Below are 25,821 nucleotides of genomic sequence, written 5' to 3'. Positions count from 1 at the left end.
GCCTGAAATCCGTGGTCAGCTTTCGCGGTAAACCCGCCGCGCGCCGCTCTAATCGTTAACAAAGAGTTAACAGCGCGGCCGAAACGAAGTCAATCAGCTGAATCGGGGATCGCCGGATATGGTTAAAATGCCCGGCAAGGCCTTTGGTCGTAGGGGGTTTACGGCTTTCAGACGGCCAACATGGCATCCACGGCGGTCAGAATCCGCTCGATATCCTCCGGTCGCGACAGGCGGTGATCGCCATCGCGGATGAGTGTCATCACCACATCGTCCGACGGCAGATGCTCCATCAGCTTCAGGGCATGACCATAGGGAACGTCGGGATCCTGCATGCCCTGCAGGATATGCACCGGGCAGCCGGTCTCGATGATACCGGTCAGAACGCGGTTTTTCCGCCCGTCCTCGATCAATCGTGCCGTGAAGATATTCGGTTCCGGGCCATAGGGCGTCGGCTCCTCGAAATAACCGCGCTCGGCAAGCGAGGTCCGTTCGGCATCCGAAAGATTGGGCTCGATCAGGTCGCTGGTGAAGTCCGGCGCGGGGGCAATCAGGACGAGACCGGCAATTTTTGCGCCTTCGCCACGCGCCCGCAGCTCGGCAATCAGCCTGAGCGCCACCCAGCACCCCATCGACGAGCCGACCAGCACCATGCGCTCGGGGCCAACATGATCGATGACCGTAAGACTTTCCTCCAGCCACCGGGAAATCGTCCCATCGGTAAAGGCACCGCCAGAGGCCCCATGGCCGGAATAATCAAACCGGACGCAGGCGCAACCCAGATCAGCCGCATGCCGCTCCAGCTCGACGGCCTTGGTGCCGGTCATGTCCGACCGGTAGCCGCCCAGCCAGACCAGCGTGGGCAGGGTATTGCCGCTCTTGGCCGGCAGGATGCGCAGGGCGATTTGGCGCGATTCGCTGCCGGTGCCGACTTCGAGTGTGTCGGGATCGGCGTTCGACATTGGCGATGACATGCTGTTTTCCTTGTTTTTAAGCGGTTCGCGCTGATTTTCTTTCTAAAACAGATTCTCCGAATGCCTGACAGGTGGTGATTTTCGTGAAGAGCTGTGTTATTGACTTTTCCGCAGCAATTTACACATGAAGACCAAGCGGCAGTTGGACGGCAGTTTGCCGGGACAAAGCGCTATCAACCGACATTGCATTCGTAACAGCTCGAGGAGAGTACGACCATTCGCAGACCGTTCAAAACGGACGCCCCTGTCAAAGACGGGCCCCGCTCTAACAAGGAAATCCGGTCCCTCCGGGTTCAGCTCATCGACGCCGAAGGTGTAAACCACGGCAGCATTCCCACCGAACAGGCGCTCCGCATGGCGGAAGAACTGGGCCTCGACCTCGTCGAGATCTCGCCGAACGCGGAACCGCCGGTGTGCAAGATCCTTGATCTGGGCAAACTGAAATACTCAACGCAGAAGAAAGCCGCCGAGGCGCGCAAGAAGCAGAAGATCATCGAGATCAAGGAGATCAAGATGCGTCCGAACATCGACACGCACGACTACGACGTCAAGATGCGCGCGATGAACCGCTTCTTCGAAGAGGGCGACAAGGTCAAGGTGACCTTGAAATTCCGCGGCCGTGAAATGGCGCACCAGGAACTGGGTATGAAACTGCTCCTCCAGGTCAAGGAAGACACCACGGCAATCGCCAAGGTCGAAGCCGAGCCGAAGCTGGAAGGCCGTCAGATGATGATGGTTCTGGCTCCGAGGTAACCGCCTCGCTTCCAGGCCGTGACCTGATGAAAGCCGCCGGACTGGCGGCTTTTTCATTTTGACGGTGGGCAAACGGGAAATATCCCGAGTCCCATTGCACTTTTCGGGCGCTTCGGTTACAAGCCCCCGTCCGAACGGTCCGGCAGGGCATGCCGTGGCCGTTCTTTACGCTGGAGACGACCTCGTCAGTCGATCTCAAAACCAAGAAGAATGGAGTAGCAAAATGCCCAAGATGAAGACGAAATCCTCGGCCAAGAAGCGGTTCAAGATCACCGCGACCGGCAAGGTGATGGCAGCTGCCGCAGGCAAGCGCCATGGCATGATCAAGCGGTCCAACAAGTTCATTCGTACCGCCCGCGGAACGATGGTTCTGGCCGAGCCCGATGGCAAGAAGGTCATCAAGAACTACCTGCCCAACGGTCTCTAAGACGTCTGGCACTTTGGATTTTAAGGAGATCATATCATGGCACGTGTAAAACGCGGCGTAACATCCCACGCCAAGCATAAGAAGACACTCAAGGCAGCCAAGGGCTTCTACGGCCGCCGCAAGAATACCATCCGCGCAGCCAAGGCTGCCGTGGATCGCTCGAAGGCGTTTGCCTATCGCGACCGCAAGGTCAACAAGCGCAACTTCCGCGCCCTCTGGATCCAGCGCATCAACGCTGCCGTTCGCGAACATGGCCTGACATACGGCCGTTTCATCGACGGTCTGTCGAAGGCTGGCATCGAAGTCGACCGCAAGGTTCTCTCCGACATGGCTATCCATGAGCCGGCAGCATTCGGCGCCCTGATCGCCGCTGCAAAGAAGGCGCTGGATTACCTCAAGGAAGCCGGCACCAAGAACGAGTTTGAAAGCGCGGTTCGTTAAGACCCAGCGCTTCCCAGCCTCTTGGAATTTAAATTGGGAAACCCGCGCTGGCTCGGCTGGCGCGGGTTTTTCTTTGACTGATCACGGCAATGAACCGGGAAATGAACGATGTCCGATCTGGAAACACTGAAAGACAATCTGCTGGCCGAAGTGACCGCTGCCGGTGACGAAGCCGCGATCGAAGCCGTGCGCGTCAATGCGCTTGGCAAGAAGGGCTCGATCTCCGAGCTTTTGAAGACGCTTGGCACCATGACGCCGGAAGAGCGCCAGACGCGCGGTGCTGCGATCAACGCGCTGAAGACCGACGTTTTTGCCGCGATCACCGCCCGCAAGTCCGATCTGAAGGACGCGGCGATTGCCGAGCGGCTGGCCCGCGAGACTGTCGATATCTCACTGCCGGTGCGCTCTTCCCCGGTTGAGCGCGGCCGCATCCATCCGATCAGCCAGATCATCGACGAGATCACGGCGATCTTCGCCGATATGGGTTTCTCGATCGCCGAAGGTCCGGATATCGAGACCGACTATTACAATTTCACCGCGCTGAACTTCCCCGAAGGTCACCCGGCCCGCGAGATGCACGACACGTTCTTCTTCAATCCGGACGCAAACGGCGAGCGCAAGGTTCTGCGAACCCATACATCGCCGGTACAGATCCGCACGATGGAGGCCCAGAAGCCACCGATCCGCATCATCATCCCCGGCAAGACCTACCGCCAGGACAGCGATGCCACCCATTCGCCGATGTTCCATCAGGTCGAAGGCCTCGTCGTCGATACCAAGTCGAACGTCGCCAACATGCGCTGGATTCTCGAAGAATTCTGCAAGACCTTCTTCGAGGTCGACGACGTGACGATGCGGTTCCGCCCGTCGTTCTTCCCGTTCACCGAGCCGTCCTTCGAGGTCGATATCCAGTGCGACCGGTCCTCCGGCCCGATCGTCAAGTTCGGCGAGGGCACCGACTGGATGGAAATCCTCGGCTGCGGCATGGTCCATCCCAACGTGCTGCGCGCCGGCGGCCTCGATCCCGATGTCTACCAGGGCTTTGCCTGGGGCATGGGTCTCGACCGCATCGCCATGCTGAAATACGGCATGCCCGATTTGCGCAACTTCTTCGACGCCGATGTCCGCTGGATGAGCCATTACGGTTTTCGCCCGCTCGACATGCCGACCCTGTTTGGCGGCTTGAGCGCGTGATGCCATGCCGACTTTGCTGATTTGGCATGGCTACAAATTCAGGTTCTATGCTTTGGATGTCGGCGAACCGCCGCATATCCATATCGTCAAAGACGGCAAGTCCCTGAAGGTCTGGCTGAACAGTTTGGAAGTCGCGCGGAACAAAGGATATACTGATCAGGAAATTGCAAGGCTGCTCAAGGTGGCCTTGGAACATCGTGATGAATGGATAGGTGCTTGGAATGACTTCTTTGGCCTTTGAAACCGATGAAATGCGCCCGGTGCGGGCTTGGTGCGCTGACGGCGAAGTTCACGTCGCGCTCGCCGACGGCCGCGTCATCGCCACGCCCCTCTGGTGGTATCCTTTCCTGTCGAAACTCGATGATCGCGAACTGAACGATATCGAGTTGATGTACGAGGGCATCTGGTGGACGGCTGCAGATGAAGGCATATCGGTAAAAAGCATGTTTATGGGCGTGAAGGCACCGGGCGCGAAAGCGCCGGAGAAGGCCGCCTGACGATCAGCGGATGCCGCTTTGACAAAACAAATCTATCCACAACGACGCTACACCGCTCATGCAGATAGTCTAACCTGAGAAAAAATCATGAAATTCACACTCTCCTGGCTGAAAGACCATCTGGAAACGGATGCTACCCTTGAACAGATCTGCGCGCGCCTGACGGCGATCGGGCTCGAGGTCGAGGACGTCGACGACAAGGCGGCGTTCAAACCCTTCGTCATCGCCAAGGTCGTCTCGGCCGAAAAACACCCGCAGGCCGACAAGCTGCGGGTGCTGATGGTCGATACCGGCACCGGCGCCCCGATCCAGGTTGTCTGCGGCGCCCCGAATGCGCGGGCCGGCCTCGTCGGCGCCTTCGCCGCCCCCGGCGCCTATGTGCCCGGTATCGACGTGACGCTCGCCGTCGGAACCATCCGCGGCGTCGAAAGCCACGGCATGATGTGCTCGGAAAAAGAGCTGCAGATGTCGGACAGCCATGACGGCATCATCGACCTGCCGGAAGACGCCCCCGTCGGCACCAGCTTTGCCGCCTATGCCGGGCTCGACGATCCGATGATCGAGATCAACCTGACGCCGAACCGCCCGGACTGCACGTCGATCTACGGCATTGCCCGCGATCTCGCCGCCTCCGGCCTCGGCACCCTCAAGGCAGCCCCGACGCCGACCTTCAAGGTCGAAGGCGACACCACCACCAAGGTCACGCTCGACCTTGGCGAAGACAGTCATCTCTGCCCGGGTTTCGCCCTGCGTCTCGTGCGCGGCGTCAAGAACGGCCCGAGCCCGAATTGGATGCAGCAGCGCCTGCTCGCCATCGGCCTTCGCCCGATCAATGCGCTGGTCGATGTCACCAATTACATGACCTTCGACCAGGGCCGGCCGCTACACGTCTTCGATGCCGCCAAGGTCAAGGGCAACCTCACCGTCCGCCGCGCCATCGAAGGCGAAAAGGTTCTGGCGCTCGATACGCGCGAATATACTCTTTCGCCGGCTAACGTTGTTATCGCTGATGAAGAGTGCGTCGAGTCGATCGGCGGCATCATGGGCGGCGAGCATTCCGGCTGCGACGAGAACACCGTCGACGTGCTGATCGAATCAGCCCTCTGGGACCCGATGAACATCGCCAAGAGCGGCCGCGCGCTGGGGATCATCACCGATGCCCGCTACCGCTTCGAGCGCGGCGTCGATCCGGAATACATGGTTGCAGGCCTCGAACGCGCCACACAGCTGGTGCTCGATATCTGCGGCGGTACGGCGGCAAAGACCGATGTGACCGGCTATGCCGACTACACGGCCAAAGTCGTCGATTTCCCGGTTTCCGAGGTGAAGCGCCTCACGGGTCTTGAGGTCAGCTCGGAGGAGGCGATTTCGATCCTCAAGGGCCTCGGCTTCGGCGTTGAAGGCACCGGTGAACGCGTTTCCGTCTCTGTCCCCTCCTGGCGTCCCGATGTCGATGGCAAGGCCGACCTCGTCGAAGAAGTCATGCGCATCCATGGCGTCGATAATATCAAGCCTGAACCGATCGAAAGCCTCGGCGCCGTCAATGGCAAGATCCTGACGACATTGCAGATCCGCACCCGGCTTGCCAAGCGGTCGCTCGCCGCCCGCGGCATGCTCGAAGCCGTTACCTGGTCGTTCATCTCCAAGGCACAGGCCGAACTGTTCGGCGGTGGTGCGACAGGCCTATCACTGGCAAACCCGATCGCAGCCGACATGTCCGACATGCGGCCGTCGCTGCTGCCGGGTCTCTTGACCGCCGCCCAGCGCAATGCCGACAAGGGCTTTGGCGACGTGGCGATCTTCGAAGTCTCCGGCACCTATGAGAACGACACTCCATCCGGCCAGCGCCGCGTGGCCGGCGGTATCCGTCGTGGCACGGCATCGCTTGCCGGCGCCGGCCGCTCCTGGTCGAATGCCACCAAGGGCGGCGGCAAGCCGGTCGACGTGTTCGACGCCAAGGCCGACGCCATAGCTGTTCTCGAAGCCTGCGGCGTGCCGATGGGCAATGTCCAGTTCGAAGCCGGCGGCCCGTCCTGGTACCATCCCGGCCGTTCCGGCACGATCAAGCTCGGCCCGAAGATCATCCTCGGCACCTTTGGCGAATTCCATCCGAAGGTACTGGAAGCGCTTGACGTTTCCGGCGCACTCGCAGGCTTCGAAGTCTATGTCGATGCCATGCCCGAGCCGAAGAAGAAGGCCACCCGCACCAAGCCGGCGCTGGAGCTTTCTCCGTTCCAGGCCGTCAAGCGCGACTTCGCCTTCGTGGTAGATAGATCAGTCGAAGCCGGTGCAATCCTGAAGGCCGCCTCGAGCGCCGACCGCAGGCTGGTCACCGGCGTCAACGTCTTCGATATCTTTGAAGGCGCATCCGTCGGCGAAGGCAAGAAGTCGGTTGCCATCGAAGTCGTTATCCAGCCGGCCGAGCGCACGCTGACCGACGAGGATTTCGAAGTTTTGACGGGCAAGATCATCGCCAACGTGACGAAGAACACCGGCGGGGTTTTGCGGGCTTGAGTATCCACATGTTGATAGGGGCGGTTTTGCCCCTATCAACACTCTGCTCACCACGAGCCGCCATATTGTCGAAATGGTTGCGGGAACCGGGCAGGTCTAGCCAATGGCGGTCATTGCCCGTCGAGCATCACGGCCATGCTGATAGTGTCGATGAAGTGCCCGTCAATAAGCACGCTACGCCTATTCACACCTTCGGAAACAAAGCCAACTTTTTGGTATAATGCGATAGCAGGAAAATTGTCAGCGTGAACTGACAATTCGACGCGAACGAAGCCCCCTTTCCGCGCTTTATCCAGCGCGTCTTCAATCAACAGACGGCCTAATCCTTGTCCGCGATAACCGGAGATGATCCCCATACCTAAACTCCCTCGGTGAGAATGCGACGGGAAAAAATGGCGGTTGATGTCGCACCATCCTAAAACGCGGCCTCCCGAAACTGCAACAACGTGAGGGTTTCCTTGCTTGATCATGCTGAGCACGAAGTCACGTGTTTCAGGAAGAGGGAATGCCTCCAGCATTGTCAGATATTTCCGTTCCCGTGCGACACTGTCGAGCGCATCATGGAAACTCTCAACATGCTCTGCGGCAATAGGAATAATCTCTATTTCAGCTGTGCCAATCCGTGGGGTTTCGACCATTTTCTCTACGTGTCCGCCTCTCAACATTTTCTTTCTCAGCATACTTTGGGTCGGCAATATCCTCCAGAAAATTGGGTGCCGATTGCCTGCAATCGGGTGCAACGCAAAAAACTGTATTTCCATAGCTTCTAAACTTTTCGAGTACGGCGTGATCATCGGCATAATGGGATCACTGCCATAGTCCAGGACCATCATGGAAGCGGCGATTTGCACAGCCAAAAACGAACTTGCCGCGCGCAATCGTCCGATGTAAATAACAAAACTATCGCGAAAAGCGACCGCTATCCTTGAGCCGCCCATTGGCGGAGTAAACAGGTGGATGAATTGTCGTCCAGGTGGTCAAGCACACGCCATCCCTGCGTATTCGGCGGGATCGGCCAGCGTTCCCCTGAAACCACTGCCTGACGTTCGTCAGGCCTCATCGCACGTCATCGTGTGCCTCTCGGCGCCCGCATGTCTGCGTCGATCGGATCGCGCCATGAACAGGCCCATACTTGTCATTTTTACCGCCATTGTCCTCGATGCCGTCGGCATCGGTCTCATTTTCCCCATTCTGCCCTCCCTGCTACAGGAGGTCACTCACACCCAGAACGTCGCGCCCTATATCGGCACGATGACCGCGCTTTATGCGGTGATGCAGTTTATCTTTGCCCCGGTTCTCGGCGCTCTCAGCGATCGTATCGGCCGCCGGCCCGTGCTGCTGATTTCGCTTGGCGGTGCGGCCATCAACTATCTCTTTCTGGCTTTCGCATCCAATCTCTGGATGCTGCTTATCGGCCGCGCCATCGCCGGCCTCACCAGCGCCAACATCGCCGTGGCGATGGCCTATGTCACCGACATCTCTGCCGAGGACCAACGCGCCCGGCGCTTTGGTCTGTTCAACGCCATGTTCGGCATCGGCTTCATCATCGGCCCCGTTCTCGGTGGCGTCCTTGGCGATCATTGGCTGCGGCTGCCGTTCATCGCAGCCGCGCTGCTCAACGGCTGCAATCTGCTTCTGGCCTACTTCATCCTGCCGGAGTCCCGCACACCAACACGCGAGACACTGGATCTCGGCGCACTCAATCCGTTGCGCCCCTTGCGCTGGGTCTTCTCGATGAAGAGCGTGCTGCCGCTCGTCTTCATCTTCTTCATTTTCAGCGCCACCGGCGAGGCCTATGGCACCTGCTGGGCGCTGTGGGGCAACGATGCCTTTCATTGGAACGGTCTGTGGATCGGCCTGTCCCTCGGTGCCTTCGGCATCTGCCAGACGCTTGCCCAGGCATTCCTGCCGGGTCCGGCCGTAAAACTTCTCGGCGAACGGACAGCTATTCTGGCCGGGGTCACCGGCACCTGCATTGCCCTCATCGTCATGGCATTCGCCACGGAAAGCTGGATGATCTTCGCGATCATGCCGGTGTTTGCGCTTGGCGGTATCGGGGTGCCAGCGCTGCAGGCCCTCGCGACCCGGCAGGTCGACGAGCGTAGCCAGGGTCAGTTCCAGGGCGTGCTGGCCTCGGTTGTCAGCCTTGCCTCGATCGTGGCACCACTGGGTTTCTCAAGCGTCTACTTCGTTTTCCGGCAACACTGGCCCGGCGCGATCTGGCTATCGGTCGTCGCCGTCTACGCGATCGGCATGCTTTTGGTGCTTGGCCTGCGATTGAAGCCCCGGGCGGCAATGGCACCATAAGGCCGTCGCTCTCCGCAACAGATTGGAAGCAGATCCTGACGGGGATACGCGGCAGTCCATCAAGACGGACTGCGCGCCGGAAAACGGGTGTGGTTGACGTTCATACCGCTGAAATACTTCATGTTTCCAGCCTCATAGAATGAGCGGCCGGAGCCACGCGACCCGACCGCGAGCTTTTTTTCATCCCCGCAAATCCCCGCTATCAGAACCTGTGTCATCATCATCGCGTCCTGTCATCGGCGAGACCGCTAGGCGTAGCGGTGAGACAGGGCCGGTGCCGGGCGGAGGACAGACGTAAGCCTTTGTCCGGTGGATGGTCAGAAAGTGGTTTCCCTCCCGTCTGCAAAATGGCGGGGCGTGCCTGTGAGGCACACATGAGGACCGGCGAGCGGTATTGCGACAGCAGTATCTTTTCTGGCGCGGCGGCAACGTCAGCGTCACCCCGTATCAAAAGGGCGCCGTCATCCCCGCAGAGAAACCGGAGTTGCCCATCGTCGAACACTGAACGGGGCGCTGGAAGGCGTCATATACCTTACTTTGTCCCGGCACTTTCCAGCGCCCCGGCCAAGTCAACCGAACCAGCAGACCCACGGCGGATTTCCGGGCGTGGTTATAGACCGTTGAAGCTGCCGCGAACTCCCTCTTCTCCCCCCGCGGGGAGATGAGAGAACTCTACCTCCCCCTTGAGGGGGGAGGTCGCCGCAGCGCGGCGGGTGGGGGTGACCACGGCGAGCGCCATAATCAATTGTGCACGCCGCAGATCACCCCGCCCCGGAGCTTTGCTCCGACCCTCCCCCTCAAGGGGAGGGTAAAACCGCAACAACCTTTGGCCAAGCCCCCCTACCGGTGCAGATGAAACAGCTTGTTGACGATCACCCAGCGGCCGTCGATTTTCAGCAGCGACAGGTAGTCGGAAAACCGCATGCCGGCGAATTCGTCGGCGACCTTGACGAAGGCGGCGTCGCCCTCGATGTCGGTGATCTCGATATCCATCAGAGGCTGGGTTCCGGGAGGGGCCGGCGGTTCGGCGAGGGTGGCGGCGATGAAATCGTCTCGGGACATCCACTCGACGGCGCCCTGATAATGGCCGATGATCTTGGCATCCGGATGGAAAGCCTTGCGCAGCGCCGCTTCGTTGCAGAACGCCATGCCATCGACATAGAGGTGAACGACTGCGCCTATTGCCTGCTCGTCGGACATGTTTCTCTCCCTTGCTGACCACATGATCCTAGCATGAAGGCGCGGTCGAATGAAGGCGAGACGGCGGATCGTTCCAAGACTTGGCGCACGGAAAACGGGTGGCTCGCCCTGCGTCTCCGGCATAGTCTTTACCAAAACCAAGGAGCATCGGATGAAAAAGCCGGGATCGATGAAAGCACTGGAGGATATGGGCCGGGCGCGGCTGTCGGAGAATTTCTTCCTGCGCGATTTCCTGCATTCGGAAATCGCCGACTTCTACGGCATGCAAAATATTCCCGACGATCCTGAACTGGCGATCACCGCCGGGACCAGGCTTTGCGAGGAACTTCTGGAGCCGCTGCAACGGACATTCGGGCGGCTGCATATCCGCTCCGGCTACCGGTCGCGTTCGGTCAACGATTTCGGCAATCGTCATAAGCTCAACTGCTCAACCAATGCGGCAACGGCCGCTGACCATATCTGGGACATGCGCGATGCCGACGGCTGCATGGGCGCCACGGCCTGCATCGTCATTCCCTGGGTCTGGGACCGGCGCGCCACCATTGGCGGCTGGCAGTCGCTGGCCTGGTGGATCCACGATCACCTGCCCTATGCCTCGCTCTGCTTCTTCCCGAAGCTCTGGGCCGTCAACATCCAGTGGCATGAACGGCCGGTCCGGCGCATCCGCAGCTATATCGCGCCCGCCGGGCTTCTGACCAAGGCGGGCATGGCCAATCATTCCGGCGATCATGCCGAATTCTACGAGGGCTTCCCAAGCCTCAAAGGTTAAAAACTCAACCGGTAGCGCACGTGGCCGTCGGCTTCGGTATAGTGATCGTAGAGTTTTCGCGCCGTCTCGTTGCCTTCGTCGGTGTGCCAGTACAGGCGAGCCCAGCCGTTGGTTTTGGCCCTGGCGACGAGATCGTCGAGCAGCGCCTTGCCGATGCCCCGTCCACGGGCCGCCTCGTCAAGAAACAGATCTTCCAGATAACACACCGGCTCCTTGACCCAGGTTGCCTCATGCAGGAGGCAAATGGCGAAGCCGACTACCCGGCCATCCAGAACGGCAACCCGCATGAACAGCGGCGTCGCCGGGTCGATGATCCGCCCCCAGGTGGCGGCCGTCACCTCCTGCGATACGGCGACCTTGTAGAAGGTCACATAAGCCGCCCAGAGCTTGCGCCAGTCAGCCTCGTCGCCTGTATTCGCATCGCGAATCTCAACACTCATGGTCCACCTCCCCTGTATCTATTCGCTGGCTTCGTTGAGCAGCCGGACGGCTTCGTCGGAAAGCGTGATCGAAGCCGATTTCGCCAGGCTTTCAAGCTGCTTCAGGCTGGTGGCGCTGGCGATCGGTGCCGTTACGCCCTTGCGCGCCATGATCCATGCCAGGGCAATTTCCGCCTGCGTATTGCCGGTATCGGCCGCCACTTCGTCCAGCGCTCCGAGAATGCGCATGCCGCGCCCGTCGAGATACTTGCCGACGCCGCTGCCGCGCGCCGAGCCTTCGAGGTCCTTGTGCGAACGATACTTGCCCGACAGGAAGCCACGCGCCAGGCCGAAATAGCTGATGACGCCGATCTCCTCGGCGATGCAGAGGTTGCGGAGCGGCCCGTCGAAGGACGCCCGGTCATAAAGATTATATTCCGGCTGCAGCACATCATAGCGCGGCAGATTCTGATTGGCTGAAACATCAAGTGCTGCGCGCAACTGCTCGGCATTCAGATTGGAAGCGCCGGCATGGCGGATCTTGCCCTGCTGCAGGAGCTTGTCATAGGTGCCCAGCGTTTCCTCATACGGTGTCTCATCATCCGGCCAATGGGAAAGATAGACATCGATATGATCGGTCTGGAGCCGGCGAAGCGAATCTTCGACCGCCTGCATGATCCACTTGGCCGAAAGGCCCTTTTTGCCCGGCCCAAGGTCAGAGCCGACCTTGGTGATGATGACGGCTTCGTCCCGGGCGCGGCCCGACTGCTTCAACCATTTGCCGATGATCGTCTCGGATTCGCCGCCCACATTGCCGGGAACCCAGGACGAATAGACATCTGCGGTATCGATCGCATTGAAGCCCGCATCGAAAAAGGCGTCGAGCAATTGGAAGGAGGTTTTTTCATCGGCGGTCCAGCCGAAGACATTGCCGCCGAAAACCAGCGGCGCGATCGGCAGGCCCGTGCGGCCAAGGGTTCGCTTTTGCATGGGGTCGCTCCAGATTGTTTGGGGTCATCGCTTGGGAGGCGTGAAGTCTGCACCATGGACATAGGCGGGGTACAGCGCTTTTACATGCGCGGTCGTAATTTTATTCCGGCGCGGGCCGCTTGATAGGCACGTACCTCGGGGATACTGTGCCGCCAAAATTGGAGAGGACACATCATGTTGCGTTTCGGTATTCTGTCGACGGCCAAGATCGGCCGCGAACTCGTTGTTCCAGCCATTCAGGACGCTGAAAACTGCGTCGTGACGGCGATTGCCAGCCGCGACCTGTCCAGGGCGCGCGAGATGGCCGATCGCTTTTCCGTGCCGCATGCCTTCGGCTCCTATGAGGAAATGCTTGCTTCCGACCTGATCGACGCCGTCTATATTCCGCTGCCGACCTCGCAGCATGTCGAATGGACGATCAAGGCGGCAAATGCCGGAAAACATGTGCTCTGCGAAAAGCCCATCGCCTTGAAAGCATCGGAAATCGACGCTGTGATCGAGGCGCGCGACCGCAACAAGGTTCTGGTGTCGGAAGCCTATATGGTCACCTACAGCCCGGTCTGGCGCAAGGTCCGCTCGCTGCTGGCCGAGGGTGCGATCGGTAAGTTGCGGCATGTGCAGGGCGCCTTCACCTATTACAACCGCGACGCCGGAAACATGCGCAACATGCCGGAGCTCGGCGGCGGCGGGCTGCCGGATATCGGCGTCTATCCGACGATCTCGACCCGTTTTGTCACCGGCAAAGAGCCTATCCGGGTTCAGGCAAGTACGGATCGCGATCCGGAATTCGGCACCGACATCTATTCGAGCGTACGGGCCGATTTCGGCGATTTCGAGCTGAGTTTTTACATCTCCACCCAGCTCGCCGCCCGCCAGATCATGGTGTTCCACGGCGAAAAGGGTTTCATCGAGGTCAAATCCCCCTTCAACGCCGACCGTTACGGCGCCGAAGAACTGGAACTGACCAACCAGAACCACTCGCAGTCGCAGCTTTTCCGTTTCCAGGACGCCCGCCAGTACAAGCTGGAGGCAGAAGCCTTTTCGCGCGCTGCGAAGGGCGAAGCGGAAGAAGTCGTGACGCTGGAGAGCTCGGTCAACAACCAGAAACTGATCGACGCCATCTACCGCGCCAGCGAGAAGGATGGCTGGGAACCGGTCTGAACTGCTTCACACCAAACAGAAACCCGCCGAAAACAGTGCGGCGGGTTCACACCACCGGCATCCCGGATAGCGATATCTATGCCTCGGAGTGCAGCGCCGCGACCAGCGCGATCAGAAATGTCGCCGCCATGCCGGCATTATACGCCAGGATCGCCAGCCCGAGTGCAAGCAGCGACACATTCACCAGCGAACAGATCGCCGCGAGAACAAAAGCGATGATGATCAGCCACGGCGTCATGCAATAACAAATCAGCGAGCGCGTGCCCGCCGCCAACAATCCGATTGCAAATGCGGTCAAGATTATCATCCGACCCTCCCGCCATAACCACGATGCGGCGAGACTGCGCCGGGGGCGCTAAAATTGACTTAAATTTCAACGTGTCCGGCGCCATGCGCCCGGTTTGGACGGCATGAAACCGCAGGTATGGTGAAAGCTTTGTTGAGAGCAGCGCCAAAGGCTGGCTATCCGCCGCCGGGCGCGGCAAAATAGCCGGATGAGCTCGTTCTTCGAATCCGATTCGCCCTCCAATCTCGCCGAGTATTCGGTCTCCGAACTGTCCGGCTCCATCAAACGCACGGTCGAGCAGGCCTTTGACCAAGTGCGGGTGCGGGGCGAGATTTCCGGCTATCGCGGCCCGCATTCCTCGGGTCACGCCTATTTTTCCCTGAAGGACGACAAGGCGCGCATCGATGCCGTGATCTGGAAGGGCACGATGAGCCGGCTGAAGTTCCGGCCCGAAGAGGGCATGGAAGTGATCGCCACCGGCAAGGTGACGACGTTCCCCGGCTCCTCCAAATACCAGATTGTCATCGAAACGCTGGAGCCGGCAGGTGCCGGCGCGCTAATGGCGCTGATCGAGGAGCGTAAGCGCAAGCTCGGTGCCGAGGGATTGTTCGATCCCTCGCGCAAGCGGCTGCTGCCTTATATGCCGAAAGTCATCGGCGTCATTACCTCCCCGACCGGCGCCGTCATCCGCGATATCCTGCACCGCATTGCCGACCGCTTTCCAGTCCACGTTATAGTTTGGCCGGTGCGGGTGCAGGGCGAAGGCTCCGGCAATGAGGTGGCGGCTGCGATCGAGGGCTTCAATGCCTTTACGGCTGGTGGCCCGATCGCCCGGCCCGACCTTTTGATCGTGGCGCGCGGTGGCGGCAGCCTGGAGGATCTCTGGAGTTTTAACGACGAAGCCGTGGTGCGGGCGGCGGCCAATTCGCAGATTCCGCTGATCTCCGCCGTCGGCCACGAGACCGACTGGACCTTGATCGACTATGCCAGCGACCAGAGGGCGCCGACGCCGACAGGAGCTGCGGAAATGGCCGTACCGGTGAAGGCTGATCTGGAGGCTGTTACCTCAGCACTGTCCGCACGGCTGAAATCTGCTGTCGGGCGGCAGATGGACAATCGCCGCCAGAGCGTTCGGGCGCTGACCCGCGCCCTGCCCTCGCTCGACCAGTTGCTGGCTCTGCCGCGCCGACGTTTCGACGAGGCATCGGCAGGATTGGGCCGCGGGTTGCAGATGAACACCGCCAATAAGCGGCGCAGCTTCGAGCGGATCGCTGCGCACCTGAGGCCGGACGTTCTCTCGAACCGGATCAACGAACGGCGCCAAAAGCTTGGCGAGCGGATGATCCGTGCCGAGCGTATCATCGAGCGGTTGCTGCAGCGCTCTGCCTCGCGGGTATCCTCCGCCGATGTTGCGCTCCGCACCCTGCCCGCCCGTTTATTGAGCCAGATTCACCGGTCTCAGGATCGCCTGACCGGTCTTTCCGGCAGGGCCGACAGCGCGCTTCTGGCCGACCTGCGGCGCCGGCGCAGCGCGGTGACGGCGCATGACCGCATCCTGCAATCGCTATCCTATCGCAACGTCCTGAAGCGCGGCTATGCGCTGGTGCGGGACGAAACCGGAACTCCGGTGAAGGGCGCCGCGGCTTTGTCGCTCAACCAGACGATCGCCATCGAATTCGCCGATGGTTCAATCAACGCACTGACGACAGAGGGCGGCGCTAATCCGCCGCCACAGCCGGCAAAGAAACGCGCCGACAAGCCGGCGGACGCAGCACCGTCCAAACAGGGCAGCCTGTTCTAGGATGCGCATTCTCCTCGTTCTCGCCCATCCGCTCGCCGACAGCTTTGCCGCAGGCGTTGCCGCCACTGCGAAGGCGGCGCTGGAGAAAAGCGGCCATAACGTCGATCTGGTCGATCTTTACAGGGAAGGCTTCGATCCGCGCCTGCAGGAAGAGGAACGGCGGGGTTATTTCGACACGCCCTATGACACTAAGGGCGTCGACGATATCGTCGCGCGGCTACGGGCTGCCGATGGGCTGATCCTGGTCTTTCCGCAATGGTGGTTCAATTTTCCAGCCATCCTCAAGGGTTTCTTCGACCGGGTCTTTGCACCGGGCGTCGCCTTCGACCACGAACAATCCGGCGGCCGTATCCTTCCGCGCCTGACGAACATTAAGCTGTTCTGGGCGCTGACGACCACAGGCTCGCCCTGGTGGGTCGTCAAGCTCTACATGGGCAACCCGGTGCGGCGCCTCTTGAAACGCGGGATTGCGGCGTTCTGCGCCAAGGACGTCAAATTCCGGATGATCTCGCTGCACGATATGGACCGGGTGACGCCAGCGCAATGCGCCGCCCATCTGGCAAGGATTGAAAAGGCTCTGGAACGGATATGAAATCGGGGCAGGCAGACGGAAAGGAAACGGTTCCGTAACGGTCTGACAGCTAGAATATCGGCTGATTGAACCGAGGGCGTCCGATGCCGGTGGAATTATCAGCTTCGCAGGCTTTGAACCTCTGGCACAGCGTTTCGCTTGAACAGGTGCGGATCGACAAGCGCGACCTGACGCTCCGGCAAATCTCCATCCTGCTGCATATCTACCTCGTTCCGCCGCCGCATACGGTGCGTGGGCTGGCCGGAATTCTGGGTGTCACCAAGCCTGTCATCACCCGTGCGCTCGACACGATGGGCGATCTCGGCCTTGTGACCCGGGCCCGTGACGAACGCGACAAACGCAACGTGATCATCAAGCGCACGGTCGATGGTGCGCTTTATCTTGAAAAACTTGGCGATCTGATCATTGATCAGGGACGCAAACTGTCTATTTGAGAAACCATGCTTGATCTTCCAGACCGCCGGCTGAACGCCTACCGCACCGACCTTGCCGAGGAACGCCTGCGCGGCGTCGTCGAGGCTCCAAACTATGTCAGCGGCACTGCAGGAATCATCTGCGTCCCCGTTGTCCAGATGCGGGCGCGCCCCGAACTGGAATGCGGCACGGATACGGAGCTTTTACTCGGCGAAACCGTCCGTGTTTTCGATACGGACGCCGGCTGGGCCTGGGTGAAGTCCGATTTCGACGGTTATGTCGGCTATATTCCCGATTATGCGGTTTCACCTGTCGTGCGCAGCCTGACCCATATCATTACCGCCCCGCGCACTTTCATCTATTCCGGGCCGGACCTGAAATTCCCGACCGTGCAGGCGCTGTCGATGGGAAACCGGATCGCCGTCATCGACGAGCGCGAAACACGCGGTACACGCTATTTCCTGTTGGAAGGCGGACAGGCGGTGATTGCCAATCACTGCGCCGAGGTCGGGCAGCCGCTTTACGGCGATTATGTCGCCATTGCGGAGCGGTTTCTCGAAACCCCCTATCTCTGGGGCGGGCGCTCCGGCTTCGGCATCGACTGCTCCGGCCTTGTTCAGCTATCGATGATGATGACCGGCCGCGCTGCGCCACGCGACACCGATATGCAGGCCAGCGGACTTGGCACCGAAATCGACCGCAGCGAACTCACGCGCGGCGACCTCGTTTTCTGGAAGGGCCATGTGGCGATCATGGAAGACGAGAGGACGCTGCTGCATGCCAACGGCCATACGATGAGCGTATCCCACGAGGGGCTCGAAGAATCGATCCAGAGGATCGGCTGGCTCTACAACAAGCCGACAGGCTTCCGCCGGCCCTGATCAATAGCCGGCTTTGCGATCCACCAGATGCTCCAGCGGCAGGCCGCTTTCGAAGCGGTCCATCTGTTGCTCGGCATGGACAAACAGCGCCTTGACGTCTGACGACGCCGCCACATGCGGCGTGACATAGACATTGTCCATATCCCAGAACGGGCTGTCACTGTCCAACGGCTCCTGCTCGAACACATCGAGCGAGGCGCCGCCAAGAACGCCCGCCTTGATCGCGGCGATGATATCCGCGCTCACCTGACTGCCGCCACGGCCGCCATTGATCACGACCGGGGCGCCGAAAGGCCCCTTTCGGCTGAGCTTTGAAAACAGAGAGGCGTTCAGGATGCCCTTGGTCTCTGCCGTCAACGGCAGCAGGCTGACGAGGAAATCGGTCTTTGCCAGAAAGGCATCCAGCGCATTGCCGTCAAAGGTTTCGACGCCATCGATTGTCTTTTTCGAGCGCGACCAGCCGATCGTCTTGAAGCCCATGACGCCGAGTTTGCGGATGGCATCCTGACCGAGAATGCCGAGGCCCATGACGCCGACGGTGACATCGGCCGCTTCCGGCTGGCTGAGATCCTCCCAGAGATGTGCCTTGGCCCGCGCCTCGTAGGCCCGGTGCTGGCGCAGGTGCATGAGGCAGTTCATGACCACCCATTCGCTCATCCGTGTCGTCAGGCTTCGGTCCACGAAGCGGACCAGCGGTACATCCGGCAGGCCTGGAAGCGTCAGGACATGATCAACGCCGGCACCGCCGGAAAACACCACCTTCAGATCCGGCGCTCGGGAAAACAGGTCGGGATCTGATTTCCAGACGACGGCATAACCGATGCCGGAGAGATCGCGGCCCTTATGGGCGGGGTCGGCGAGATTGAGGACCTCGCGTCCAGGGAACGCACCCTTCAGGCCGCCCTCCACTTCGCGTGGAATGAACTTCAGATCGACGATGACGGGGCTTTTCTCGGACATGGCAACAGACTCTATTGGCGGACGGCGGGCACATCGACCGCTTCCATATTGAAGGCAGCAGCCATCAGCGCCTTGGTATAATCTTCCTGCGGCGCCGTGAAGATGCGCTCGGAAGGGCCCTGCTCGACCACCTTGCCAAGCCGCATGACGATCATGTCGTTGGCAAGGGCGCGGACGACTTTCAGATCGTGGCTGATGAAGAGATAGGCCAGCGAATGCTTCGCCTGCAGATCGCGCAAGAGATCGACCACCTGCGCTTGAACGCTCATATCCAGAGCCGACGTCGGCTCGTCGAGCATGACGAATTGGGGTTTCAGCACCATGGCGCGGGCAATGGCGACACGCTGCCGCTGGCCGCCGGAGAATTCATGCGGGTAGCGCCACCGCGTCGCCGCATCGAGACCGACTTCTTCCAGTGCTGCCGCCACGCGTGCGTCACGCTCCTTCTCGGAAAGGCTGGGCTCATGCACTTTCAGTCCTTCGGCGATGATGTCGCTGATGGCCATGCGCGGGCTGAGCGAACCAAAGGGATCCTGGAAAACGATCTGCATGCGGTTGCGCAAGGGGCGCATCTGCTTGAACGAATAGCCGGCTATCTCGTTGCCGATAAAGCTGATGCGGCCCTTCGACGAAATCAGCCTCGTCAGTGCCAGGCCGAGCGTGGTCTTGCCCGAGCCGGATTCGCCGACGACGCCGAGCGTCTGGCCGGCACGCAGCGTCAGGTCGATGCCATCGACCGCCTTCACATGATCGACCACCTTGCGCAGGAAGCCGGCCTTGATCGGGAACCAGACCTTCATGTCTTGCGCCTGCATCACCACCGGTTTCGACGTGTCGGAAACGGGTGGCACGCCCTTGGGCTCGGAGGCCAGCAGATGGCGGGTATAGGCATGCTGCGGATTGGCGAAAATCTCTGCGGTGGGGCCGGTTTCGACGATCTTGCCCTTGGTCATGACGCAGACCCGGTCGGCGATCTTGCGGACGATGCCGAGGTCATGGGTGATGAACAGCATCGACATGCCATGGTCATCCTTGAGCTCTTTCAGAAGCTCGAGGATCTGCGCCTGCACCGTTACGTCGAGTGCCGTGGTCGGCTCGTCGGCGATCAAGAGTTCCGGCCGGTTGGCGAGCGCCATGGCGATCATCACGCGCTGGCGCTGGCCGCCGGACAGTTCGTGTGGATAGGCGGCAAGCCGCTTTTCCGGCTCGCGTATGCCGACCTGATTGAGCAGTTCCAGCACGCGGGTCCGCGCCGCGGCGCCGGTGATCCCCTGGTGAAGATCGAGGATTTCGGCGATCTGCCGCTCGATCGAATGCAGCGGGTTGAGTGACGTCATCGGCTCCTGAAAGATCATCGTGATGTCGTTGCCGCGCACCTGGCGCAGTTCGGCATCCGAGGCCGTCATCAGGTCCTTGCCGTTGAAGAGGATTTCGCCGCTCGGATGGCTGGCGGCGGGATAGGGCAGAAGCTTCAGGATCGAATTGGCAGACACGGATTTTCCCGAGCCGGATTCGCCAACCAGCGCCACCACTTCGCCGCGCTTGATATCGAAGGAAATTCCGTCCACCGCCGTCGATGTCCTGCCGCCCTGGTGAAAGGCGACCGAGAGATTGCGCACGGAAAGGAGTGTGTCTGTCATCGTCGCGCTCACCGGAAGGTCTTCCTTGGGTCGAAGGCATCACGGGCGGCTTCGCCGATGAAGATCAGCAGCGACAGCATCACCGACATGACGACGAAGGCGGTCAACCCGAGCCATGGGGCCTGCAGGTTGGACTTGCCTTGGCTGATCAGTTCGCCAAGCGATGCGGATCCCGGCGGCATGCCGAAGCCGAGGAAATCGAGCGAGGTCAGCGTCGTGATCGAGCCGGAAAGAATGAACGGCAGGAAGGTCAGCGTCGCCACCATGGCATTGGGCAGAAGGTGGCGGAACATGATCGTCCGGTTGTTGACGCCGAGTGCGCGGGCGGCTCGCACATATTCGAAATTGCGCGCCCGCAGGAACTCGGCACGCACGATGCCGACAAACCCCACCCAGGAAAACAGCAGCATGATGCCGAGCAGGATGAAGAAACCCGGCGGCAGGATCGCGGCGATGATCAACAGGATGTAGAGCACCGGCATCGACGACCAGATTTCGATGAAGCGCTGCAACAGCAGGTCCGTCCAGCCACCGAAATAACCCTGTACGGCACCGGCCGTGACGCCGACGACGGCGGAGGCGATGGTCAGGCACAGGCCGAAGAGCACGGAGATGCGGAAGCCGTAGATCATCCGCGCCGCCACGTCGCGCGCCTGGTCGTCGGTGCCCAGCCAATTGAGATTGCCGAGCGTGCAGCCGGGATCGTTTTCGCCCTGTGGATAACCGGAGCAGCGCTCGGCCTTGTCCATCAGCCAGAACGGCTTGGTCGGCGCCGAGTGGGGAATGTTGGAATTGGCCGTCTGGTAGGAATAGCGGATCGGCGGCCAGATCATCCAGCCGTTGGCCTTGATCTCTTCGGAGATTTCCGGCGCGCCATAGTCGGTGATCGCCAGGAACCCCATGTCGCCGAGGAATTTTTCCTCCGGATACTGCACGAGCGCGGGTACCAGCAGCTCGCCCTTGTAGGAGACCAGCACCGGCCTGTCATTGGCGATGAACTCGGCACCGAGGCTGAGGCCGAACAGAACGAGGAAAATCCAGAACGACCAGAAGCCACGGCGGTTGGCCTTGAAATTGTCCCAGCGGCGGCGGTTAACGGGCGACAGGCGGCCCGTGCGGCCGGTCACCAGAGTTGGATCGGCAGAGACGATATCGGCGGCCATCAGACGTCCCTCCTGTCGAAATCGATGCGCGGATCGACCCAGGTATAAACGAGGTCAGACAGAAGGCTGACGAACAGGCCCATCAGCGAGAAGATATAGAGCGTTGCAAAGACGATCGGATAATCGCGCTTGACGATGGCGTCATAGCCGAGACGCCCAAGGCCATCGAGCGAGAAGATATATTCGGTCAAAAGCGAGCCGGTGAAGAAGGCGGTGATGAACGCGCCGGGGAAACCAGCGATGATGATCAGCATGGCGTTGCGGAAGACATGGCCGTAGAGAACCTGCCGCTCGTTCAGCCCCTTGGCCCGCGCCGTGGTGACATACTGCTTCTTGATTTCGTCGATGAAGGAATTCTTGGTGAGCAGCGTCGTCGTCGCAAAGGCCGACATCAAAAGCGTGATCAGCGGTAGCGTCATGTGCCAGAAATAGTCGAGGATCTTCTGCCACCAGTTCAGTTGCGCGAAATTATCCGAGACGATGCCCCGCAGCGGGAACCAGTCGAAGAACGAGCCACCGGCGAACAGCACGATCAACAGGATGCCGAACAGGAAGCCCGGAACCGCATAGCCGACGATGATGATGCCGGATGTCCAGACATCGAATGTCGAGCCGTCGGACATGGCCTTCTTGATACCGAGAGGGATGGAAATCGCATAAGAAAACAGTAGGATCCAAAGCCCGAGCGAGATCGACACCGGCATCTTGTCGAGGATCAGGTCGATGACCGAGGTATTGCGGAAGAAACTCTCGCCGAAATCGAAGCGGATATAGTTCCACATCATCTGGCCGAAGCGCTCCAGCGGCGGCTTGTCGAAGCCAAACTGCTTTTCCAGTTTTTTGATGAATTCCGGATCAAGCCCTTGCGCGCCCCGATACCGGCCCGAGGAATCGTCGCCCATCGACTGCCCGAGATCACCACTGCTCCCGGACAACCGGTCGCCGCCTTGCTGGCCGGTCAGATCGGAAATCACCTGCTCAACTGGGCCGCCGGGGGCGAACTGAATAACGGCAAAGGAAATCGCCATGATCCCGACGATCGTCGGAATCATCAGGAAAAGACGCCGCAGGATATAGGCACCCATCAGCGTTGCTCCCGCCTGCCGCCGTTTCCAGCAACACGATCCGATCCGCAAGCGGCCTGCCACCTGTTTTCAGTCAATCCGTTCGTCTCCTTGAAGGCGCCCCTGCCAAACCGGCCATGACGCCCAAACTGATTCGCATATGTGCATTTGGAGTACATGATGAGCCGTACGCAAGGCTTTCATGGGGTTCCGGCAGGCTTCGACCACCACACATCCGGGAATCCCATGCCGTAATAGGGCAAGTCCGCCGGATGGCTCAGGTGATTCCAGTAGGCAACGCGCACAGCCTTGGAATAGAACAGAGGCACAACATAGTGATGTGCCAGCAGCACGCGGTCGAGCGCCCTTGTGGTCGCCACAAGCTCCTGCCGGTTCGGCGCGAAGACGATCTTACTAATCAGTTCGTCGATCGCCGGATCGGCAATGCCCGCATAGTTCTTCGAGCCCTGCTGATCGACCGAGGCTGAGCCCCAATAGTCGCTCTGCTCGTTGCCGGGCACCAGTGTCTGCGCCCAGATGCCGTAGATCATGTCATAATCGAAGCTCCGGACGCGATTGGTGTATTGCGAGTCATCGACAGTGCGCATGCGGGCATCGATGCCGATCTTCTTCACGCTGTTGACGAATGGCGAGACCGTACGCTCGAAGGACGGGTTGGACAGAAGGATCTCGAAGCCGAAAGGTTCGCCGGTCTTCGTGTTCACCAGCCGGTTTCCCTTGAGCTCGTAGCCGGCCTCCTTGAAGAGGGCGAGCGCCGTGCGCAGGTTCCCGCGTACCTTCTGCGGATCGCCGTTGATGGGATTCGTGTAGGGTGTGGTGAAGACGGCAGCAGGGATCTTGTCCTTCAGCGCCTCCAGAATTTCCTTCTCGCGGCCCTCGGGCAGGCCAGAGGAGGCAAGTTCTGTGTTCCAGAAGTAGCTATCGACGCGTTGATAGGCGTTATGGGCAAGCGTGCGGTTCAGGTCCTCGAAATCGAAGGCATAGTTCAGCGCCTCGCGCACCTTCTGATCCTTGAATTTGTCGCGGCGCAGGTTCGGCACGAAGGCCTGCATGATGCCGGTGGCACGTAGCGGATTCTCGATCTCCGCGCGAATCACCCGGCCATCCTTCGCTGCCGGGAAGTCATAGGCTGTCGCCCAATGGCTGGCGCTACTGTCCCTGTAGAAATCGACATCACCGGCGCGCACAGCCTCGAACTCCACGGTCTTGTCGGCGAAGAACGTATAAGTGATCGTGCCGAAATTGTTCTGGCCGACATTCACGTTGACGTTCTTGCCCCAATAATCGTCGCGCAATTCGAAGCGGATCGAGCCGCCTGCCTGGAAGGAGGCGATTTTGTACGGCCCTGAGCCCATGACCGGCTCCAGCGTCGTCCGGCTGATATCGCGCTTGTTGCCCTTCGTATCCTGGCCCTCCCACCAGTGCTTCGGCACGATCGGAAACTGGCCGAGAATGTTCGGCAGCTCGCGATTGTTCTTCTCATCGAAGCGGAAGGTGACGTCGCGCTCGCCGCTCTTTTCAGCCGAGACCACATGGCGGTAATAGTTGGAAAGAAGGGGATTGTGTTCCTTTGACATATTGAAGGAGAAGATGACGTCTTCCGGCGTCACCGGCTTGCCGTCCGCCCACTTTGCTTCAGCGCGCAGCCGAAACGTCGCGGAGGAAAAGTCGTCGGGATAGGAGACGCCTTCGGCGAGCAGCCCGTAGGAGGCGGTGACCTCGTCTTCGGCGGATTTCAAAAGCGTATCGAAGACAAGAGACGTGACGCCGGCCGCCGCCTCGCCCTTGGAAAGGATCGGGTTGAACGTGTCGTAAGTCCCGGTTTCGGAGAGCTTCAGCTCGCCGCCTTTGGGCGCATCAGGATTGACATAATCGAAGCGGGCAAAGCCGTCTTTATGTTTCAGCTCGCCAATCGTGGAAATGCCGCCGTGCCAGACCGGCTCCTGAGCCACCACCGGTCCAGTTGCCAGGAAGATGGTTGCTGCCAAAGCCAATGCGCGTCTGAAATTCATGCCAATTCGCCTCTTCCGTTTTTCATTTTCCCGCTGCTTGAACGACAGAATAGGCAAAATCCGGGCAATTGACAGAAGCTGCCTCAAATCGGGCATTTTTTTTGGGTCACGGTTGCGTGTCCCGCAAGGCTGACACAAAGACGGAGTGTCAGTCTCGACACGGCAAATCGCAGTTGGGCGTTGTGGATCGCCACGCGCTATCAGAAACGGACGGCATATGACACCGACACATGCAGGCTTTCTCCGGCAGATGGCATCGATGGCGCTGATCGCGCTTATGGGCCTGACTCTTGTCGCCGTGGAGATAGCTTCGGCCGACGATACGCCTGCAAAGCAAATCTTCGGCAAGGTAAAGCTTCCAAGCGAGACGGCGGCGAACCCGATCGGGTTTTACGCCAAGGGCTGTATGGCCGGCGCCGTGGCGATCCCGACGGACGGGCCGACATGGCAGGCGATGCGTCTGTCGCGAAACCGGCGCTGGGGCAATCCGGCGATGATCCAGTTGCTGGAAAAATTCTCTCAGGATGCGGTTCGGCTCGGATGGGGATCCGGCATCCTGATCGGCGACATTTCACAGCCGCGTGGTGGCCCGATGATTACCGGACATGCGTCCCATCAGATCGGGCTGGACGCGGATATCTGGTTTCAGCCCAAGCCTGCGCAGTCGCTTTCCGCGCAGACGCGCGAGGACATGCCGTTCATCTCGATGCTCGACAAGAGCAAGTTCCTGACTGTCAATTCAGACCGCTGGACACCGACCCACGCCAAGCTGGTGATGCAGGCGGCAAGCTATCCGCAGGTGGAGCGCGTTTTCGTCAACCCGGCGATCAAGAAGAAGCTGTGCGAGACATGGACCGGTGACCGCGACCTGCTCGGCAAGGTGCGTCCGGTCTATGGCCATGACGAGCATTTCCATATTCGCATGTTCTGCCCGCCGGGTACGCCGAGCTGCAAGGCGCAGGCCCCGGTCGCCAGCGGCGACGGGTGCGACAAGTCTCTTGCCTGGTGGTTCACCAAGGAACCTTGGGCCGCACCGAAAAAGGACCCGAATGCGAAGCCGGTGAAACCACGCTTCACGACCCTGGCTGACTTGCCGAAAGCCTGCACGGCGCTGCTGGCCGCGCCTGCGGCCTCGGAACAGTCGGCCACTTTCGGCTCGGCTTACGTGGCGCCGCAGCCAACGCCCGGCGATGCGGCGATCCAACAGGCAATCCATGCGGCAAACAGTGACCAGCCGGACAATGACGTTCCGATCCCACTGGCCCGTCCTGCCATGCAATAGGCTTGAGGCGCCGAAACTTTCGGCGCTTTTCAACCGCCGAGCAGTGCTGTAGAGAAAATCAA

At 60.2% G+C, this 25,821-nt stretch carries 26 protein-coding genes; 15 read left to right on the top strand and 11 right to left on the bottom strand.

Annotated elements, in window-relative coordinates; all coding sequences use genetic code 11:
- Positions 1–167: 167 nt before the first annotated feature.
- A complete protein-coding gene (locus tag ACP7BS_RS18855) occupies positions 168–971 on the bottom strand; it encodes an alpha/beta hydrolase (protein ID WP_426239338.1) in 804 nt (267 codons plus the stop codon).
- 216 nt (positions 972–1,187) lie between these two features.
- Between ACP7BS_RS18855 and infC the strand changes: the two genes are divergently transcribed.
- The 7 genes from infC (at position 1,188) to pheT (ending at position 6,797) form a co-directional block, all read left to right on the top strand.
- Positions 1,188–1,724 (top strand): translation initiation factor IF-3, encoded by a 537-nt coding sequence (gene infC / locus ACP7BS_RS18850; RefSeq protein ID WP_113245492.1) that lies wholly within the window; start codon positions 1,188–1,190, stop codon positions 1,722–1,724.
- 223 nt (positions 1,725–1,947) lie between these two features.
- Complete coding sequence (gene rpmI, locus ACP7BS_RS18845) at positions 1,948–2,151, top strand: 50S ribosomal protein L35 (RefSeq protein ID WP_112644609.1); 204 nt, start codon at positions 1,948–1,950, stop codon at positions 2,149–2,151.
- 36 nt (positions 2,152–2,187) lie between these two features.
- A complete protein-coding gene (rplT, locus tag ACP7BS_RS18840) occupies positions 2,188–2,592 on the top strand; it encodes a 50S ribosomal protein L20 (RefSeq protein ID WP_113245493.1) in 405 nt (134 codons plus the stop codon).
- Between the two features lie 108 nt (positions 2,593–2,700).
- Positions 2,701–3,786 carry a phenylalanine--tRNA ligase subunit alpha gene (gene pheS / locus ACP7BS_RS18835; RefSeq protein WP_426230880.1) on the top strand — a complete coding sequence of 362 codons (1,086 nt, stop codon included), beginning with the start codon at positions 2,701–2,703 and terminating at the stop codon, positions 3,784–3,786.
- 4 nt (positions 3,787–3,790) lie between these two features.
- Positions 3,791–4,027, top strand: a complete 237-nt coding sequence (locus ACP7BS_RS18830) for a DUF4160 domain-containing protein (protein WP_426239337.1) — start codon at positions 3,791–3,793, stop codon at positions 4,025–4,027.
- The gene (locus tag ACP7BS_RS18825) at positions 4,008–4,283 is read left to right on the top strand and encodes a DUF2442 domain-containing protein (protein WP_426230878.1); all 276 of its coding nucleotides are present in this window, start codon (positions 4,008–4,010) and stop codon (positions 4,281–4,283) included. Before ACP7BS_RS18830 ends, ACP7BS_RS18825 begins: the two co-directional genes overlap by 20 nt.
- Before the next feature lie 87 nt (positions 4,284–4,370).
- The gene (gene pheT / locus ACP7BS_RS18820) at positions 4,371–6,797 is read left to right on the top strand and encodes a phenylalanine--tRNA ligase subunit beta (RefSeq protein WP_426239336.1); all 2,427 of its coding nucleotides are present in this window, start codon (positions 4,371–4,373) and stop codon (positions 6,795–6,797) included.
- Positions 6,798–6,907: 110 nt separating this feature from the next.
- Here the strand turns inward: pheT and ACP7BS_RS18815 are convergent, their stop codons facing one another.
- Positions 6,908–7,435, bottom strand: a complete 528-nt coding sequence (locus tag ACP7BS_RS18815) for a GNAT family N-acetyltransferase (protein ID WP_426239418.1) — start codon at positions 7,433–7,435, stop codon at positions 6,908–6,910.
- 478 nt (positions 7,436–7,913) lie between these two features.
- Here ACP7BS_RS18815 and ACP7BS_RS18810 point away from each other — a divergent pair, with 478 nt between their 5' ends.
- Complete coding sequence (locus tag ACP7BS_RS18810; protein ID WP_426239335.1) at positions 7,914–9,104, top strand: TCR/Tet family MFS transporter; 1,191 nt, start codon at positions 7,914–7,916, stop codon at positions 9,102–9,104.
- Between the two features lie 840 nt (positions 9,105–9,944).
- Here ACP7BS_RS18810 and ACP7BS_RS18805 read toward each other — a convergent pair.
- Positions 9,945–10,304, bottom strand: a complete 360-nt coding sequence (locus ACP7BS_RS18805) for a nuclear transport factor 2 family protein (RefSeq protein WP_426230873.1) — start codon at positions 10,302–10,304, stop codon at positions 9,945–9,947.
- Positions 10,305–10,455: 151 nt separating this feature from the next.
- Here ACP7BS_RS18805 and ACP7BS_RS18800 point away from each other — a divergent pair, with 151 nt between their 5' ends.
- The gene (locus tag ACP7BS_RS18800) at positions 10,456–11,073 is read left to right on the top strand and encodes a hypothetical protein (RefSeq protein WP_426239334.1); all 618 of its coding nucleotides are present in this window, start codon (positions 10,456–10,458) and stop codon (positions 11,071–11,073) included.
- Here ACP7BS_RS18800 and ACP7BS_RS18795 read toward each other — a convergent pair.
- Entirely contained in the window at positions 11,070–11,513 is a 444-nt protein-coding gene (locus tag ACP7BS_RS18795) for a GNAT family N-acetyltransferase (RefSeq protein WP_426239333.1), read from the bottom strand. The genes ACP7BS_RS18800 and ACP7BS_RS18795 overlap by 4 nt on opposite strands.
- 18 nt (positions 11,514–11,531) lie before the next feature.
- Positions 11,532–12,482 (bottom strand): aldo/keto reductase, encoded by a 951-nt coding sequence (locus ACP7BS_RS18790; protein WP_426239332.1) that lies wholly within the window; start codon positions 12,480–12,482, stop codon positions 11,532–11,534.
- A 174-nt stretch (positions 12,483–12,656) separates the two neighbouring features.
- Here ACP7BS_RS18790 and ACP7BS_RS18785 point away from each other — a divergent pair, with 174 nt between their 5' ends.
- Positions 12,657–13,643, top strand: a complete 987-nt coding sequence (locus ACP7BS_RS18785) for a Gfo/Idh/MocA family protein (protein WP_426239331.1) — start codon at positions 12,657–12,659, stop codon at positions 13,641–13,643.
- Between the two features lie 76 nt (positions 13,644–13,719).
- Here the strand turns inward: ACP7BS_RS18785 and ACP7BS_RS18780 are convergent, their stop codons facing one another.
- Positions 13,720–13,941 (bottom strand): hypothetical protein, encoded by a 222-nt coding sequence (locus tag ACP7BS_RS18780; RefSeq protein ID WP_426239330.1) that lies wholly within the window; start codon positions 13,939–13,941, stop codon positions 13,720–13,722.
- Between the two features lie 196 nt (positions 13,942–14,137).
- Between ACP7BS_RS18780 and xseA the strand changes: the two genes are divergently transcribed.
- The 4 genes from xseA (at position 14,138) to ACP7BS_RS18760 (ending at position 17,617) form a co-directional block, all read left to right on the top strand.
- The gene (gene xseA, locus ACP7BS_RS18775) at positions 14,138–15,730 is read left to right on the top strand and encodes an exodeoxyribonuclease VII large subunit (protein WP_426239329.1); all 1,593 of its coding nucleotides are present in this window, start codon (positions 14,138–14,140) and stop codon (positions 15,728–15,730) included.
- Position 15,731: 1 nt separating this feature from the next.
- Positions 15,732–16,322, top strand: a complete 591-nt coding sequence (locus ACP7BS_RS18770; RefSeq protein WP_426239328.1) for an NAD(P)H-dependent oxidoreductase — start codon at positions 15,732–15,734, stop codon at positions 16,320–16,322.
- Positions 16,323–16,405: 83 nt separating this feature from the next.
- Entirely contained in the window at positions 16,406–16,756 is a 351-nt protein-coding gene (locus ACP7BS_RS18765; protein ID WP_426239417.1) for a MarR family winged helix-turn-helix transcriptional regulator, read from the top strand.
- A 6-nt stretch (positions 16,757–16,762) separates the two neighbouring features.
- Positions 16,763–17,617 carry an NlpC/P60 family protein gene (locus ACP7BS_RS18760; RefSeq protein WP_426239327.1) on the top strand — a complete coding sequence of 285 codons (855 nt, stop codon included), beginning with the start codon at positions 16,763–16,765 and terminating at the stop codon, positions 17,615–17,617.
- Here the strand turns inward: ACP7BS_RS18760 and ACP7BS_RS18755 are convergent, their stop codons facing one another.
- The 5 genes from ACP7BS_RS18755 to ACP7BS_RS18735 form a co-directional block, all read right to left on the bottom strand.
- Positions 17,618–18,577: a 2-hydroxyacid dehydrogenase gene (locus ACP7BS_RS18755; RefSeq protein ID WP_426239326.1), complete on the bottom strand. Its 960-nt coding sequence runs from the start codon at positions 18,575–18,577 to the stop codon at positions 17,618–17,620.
- 11 nt (positions 18,578–18,588) lie between these two features.
- On the bottom strand, positions 18,589–20,217 hold the full coding sequence (locus ACP7BS_RS18750; protein WP_426239325.1) for an ABC transporter ATP-binding protein: 1,629 nt from the start codon (positions 20,215–20,217) through the stop codon (positions 18,589–18,591).
- An 8-nt stretch (positions 20,218–20,225) separates the two neighbouring features.
- A complete protein-coding gene (locus ACP7BS_RS18745; RefSeq protein WP_426239324.1) occupies positions 20,226–21,380 on the bottom strand; it encodes an ABC transporter permease in 1,155 nt (384 codons plus the stop codon).
- Positions 21,380–22,465: a microcin C ABC transporter permease YejB gene (locus tag ACP7BS_RS18740; RefSeq protein ID WP_426239323.1), complete on the bottom strand. Its 1,086-nt coding sequence runs from the start codon at positions 22,463–22,465 to the stop codon at positions 21,380–21,382. The genes ACP7BS_RS18745 and ACP7BS_RS18740 overlap by 1 nt, the downstream gene beginning before the upstream one ends.
- A 179-nt stretch (positions 22,466–22,644) precedes the next feature.
- Positions 22,645–24,477, bottom strand: a complete 1,833-nt coding sequence (locus tag ACP7BS_RS18735) for an extracellular solute-binding protein (protein WP_426239322.1) — start codon at positions 24,475–24,477, stop codon at positions 22,645–22,647.
- 217 nt (positions 24,478–24,694) lie between these two features.
- Between ACP7BS_RS18735 and mepA the strand changes: the two genes are divergently transcribed.
- Positions 24,695–25,759, top strand: coding sequence for a penicillin-insensitive murein endopeptidase (gene mepA / locus ACP7BS_RS18730; protein ID WP_426239321.1), 1,065 nt, complete (start codon positions 24,695–24,697; stop codon positions 25,757–25,759).
- Positions 25,760–25,821: the final 62 nt, after the last annotated feature.

Origin of the sequence: Pararhizobium sp. DWP1-1-3, assembly GCF_049896125.1 — a bacterium.
Taxonomy (GTDB): domain Bacteria; phylum Pseudomonadota; class Alphaproteobacteria; order Rhizobiales; family Rhizobiaceae; genus Pararhizobium.
Note: the sequence above shows the minus strand (reverse complement) of the source record. Positions and strands in the feature narration are given on the sequence as shown.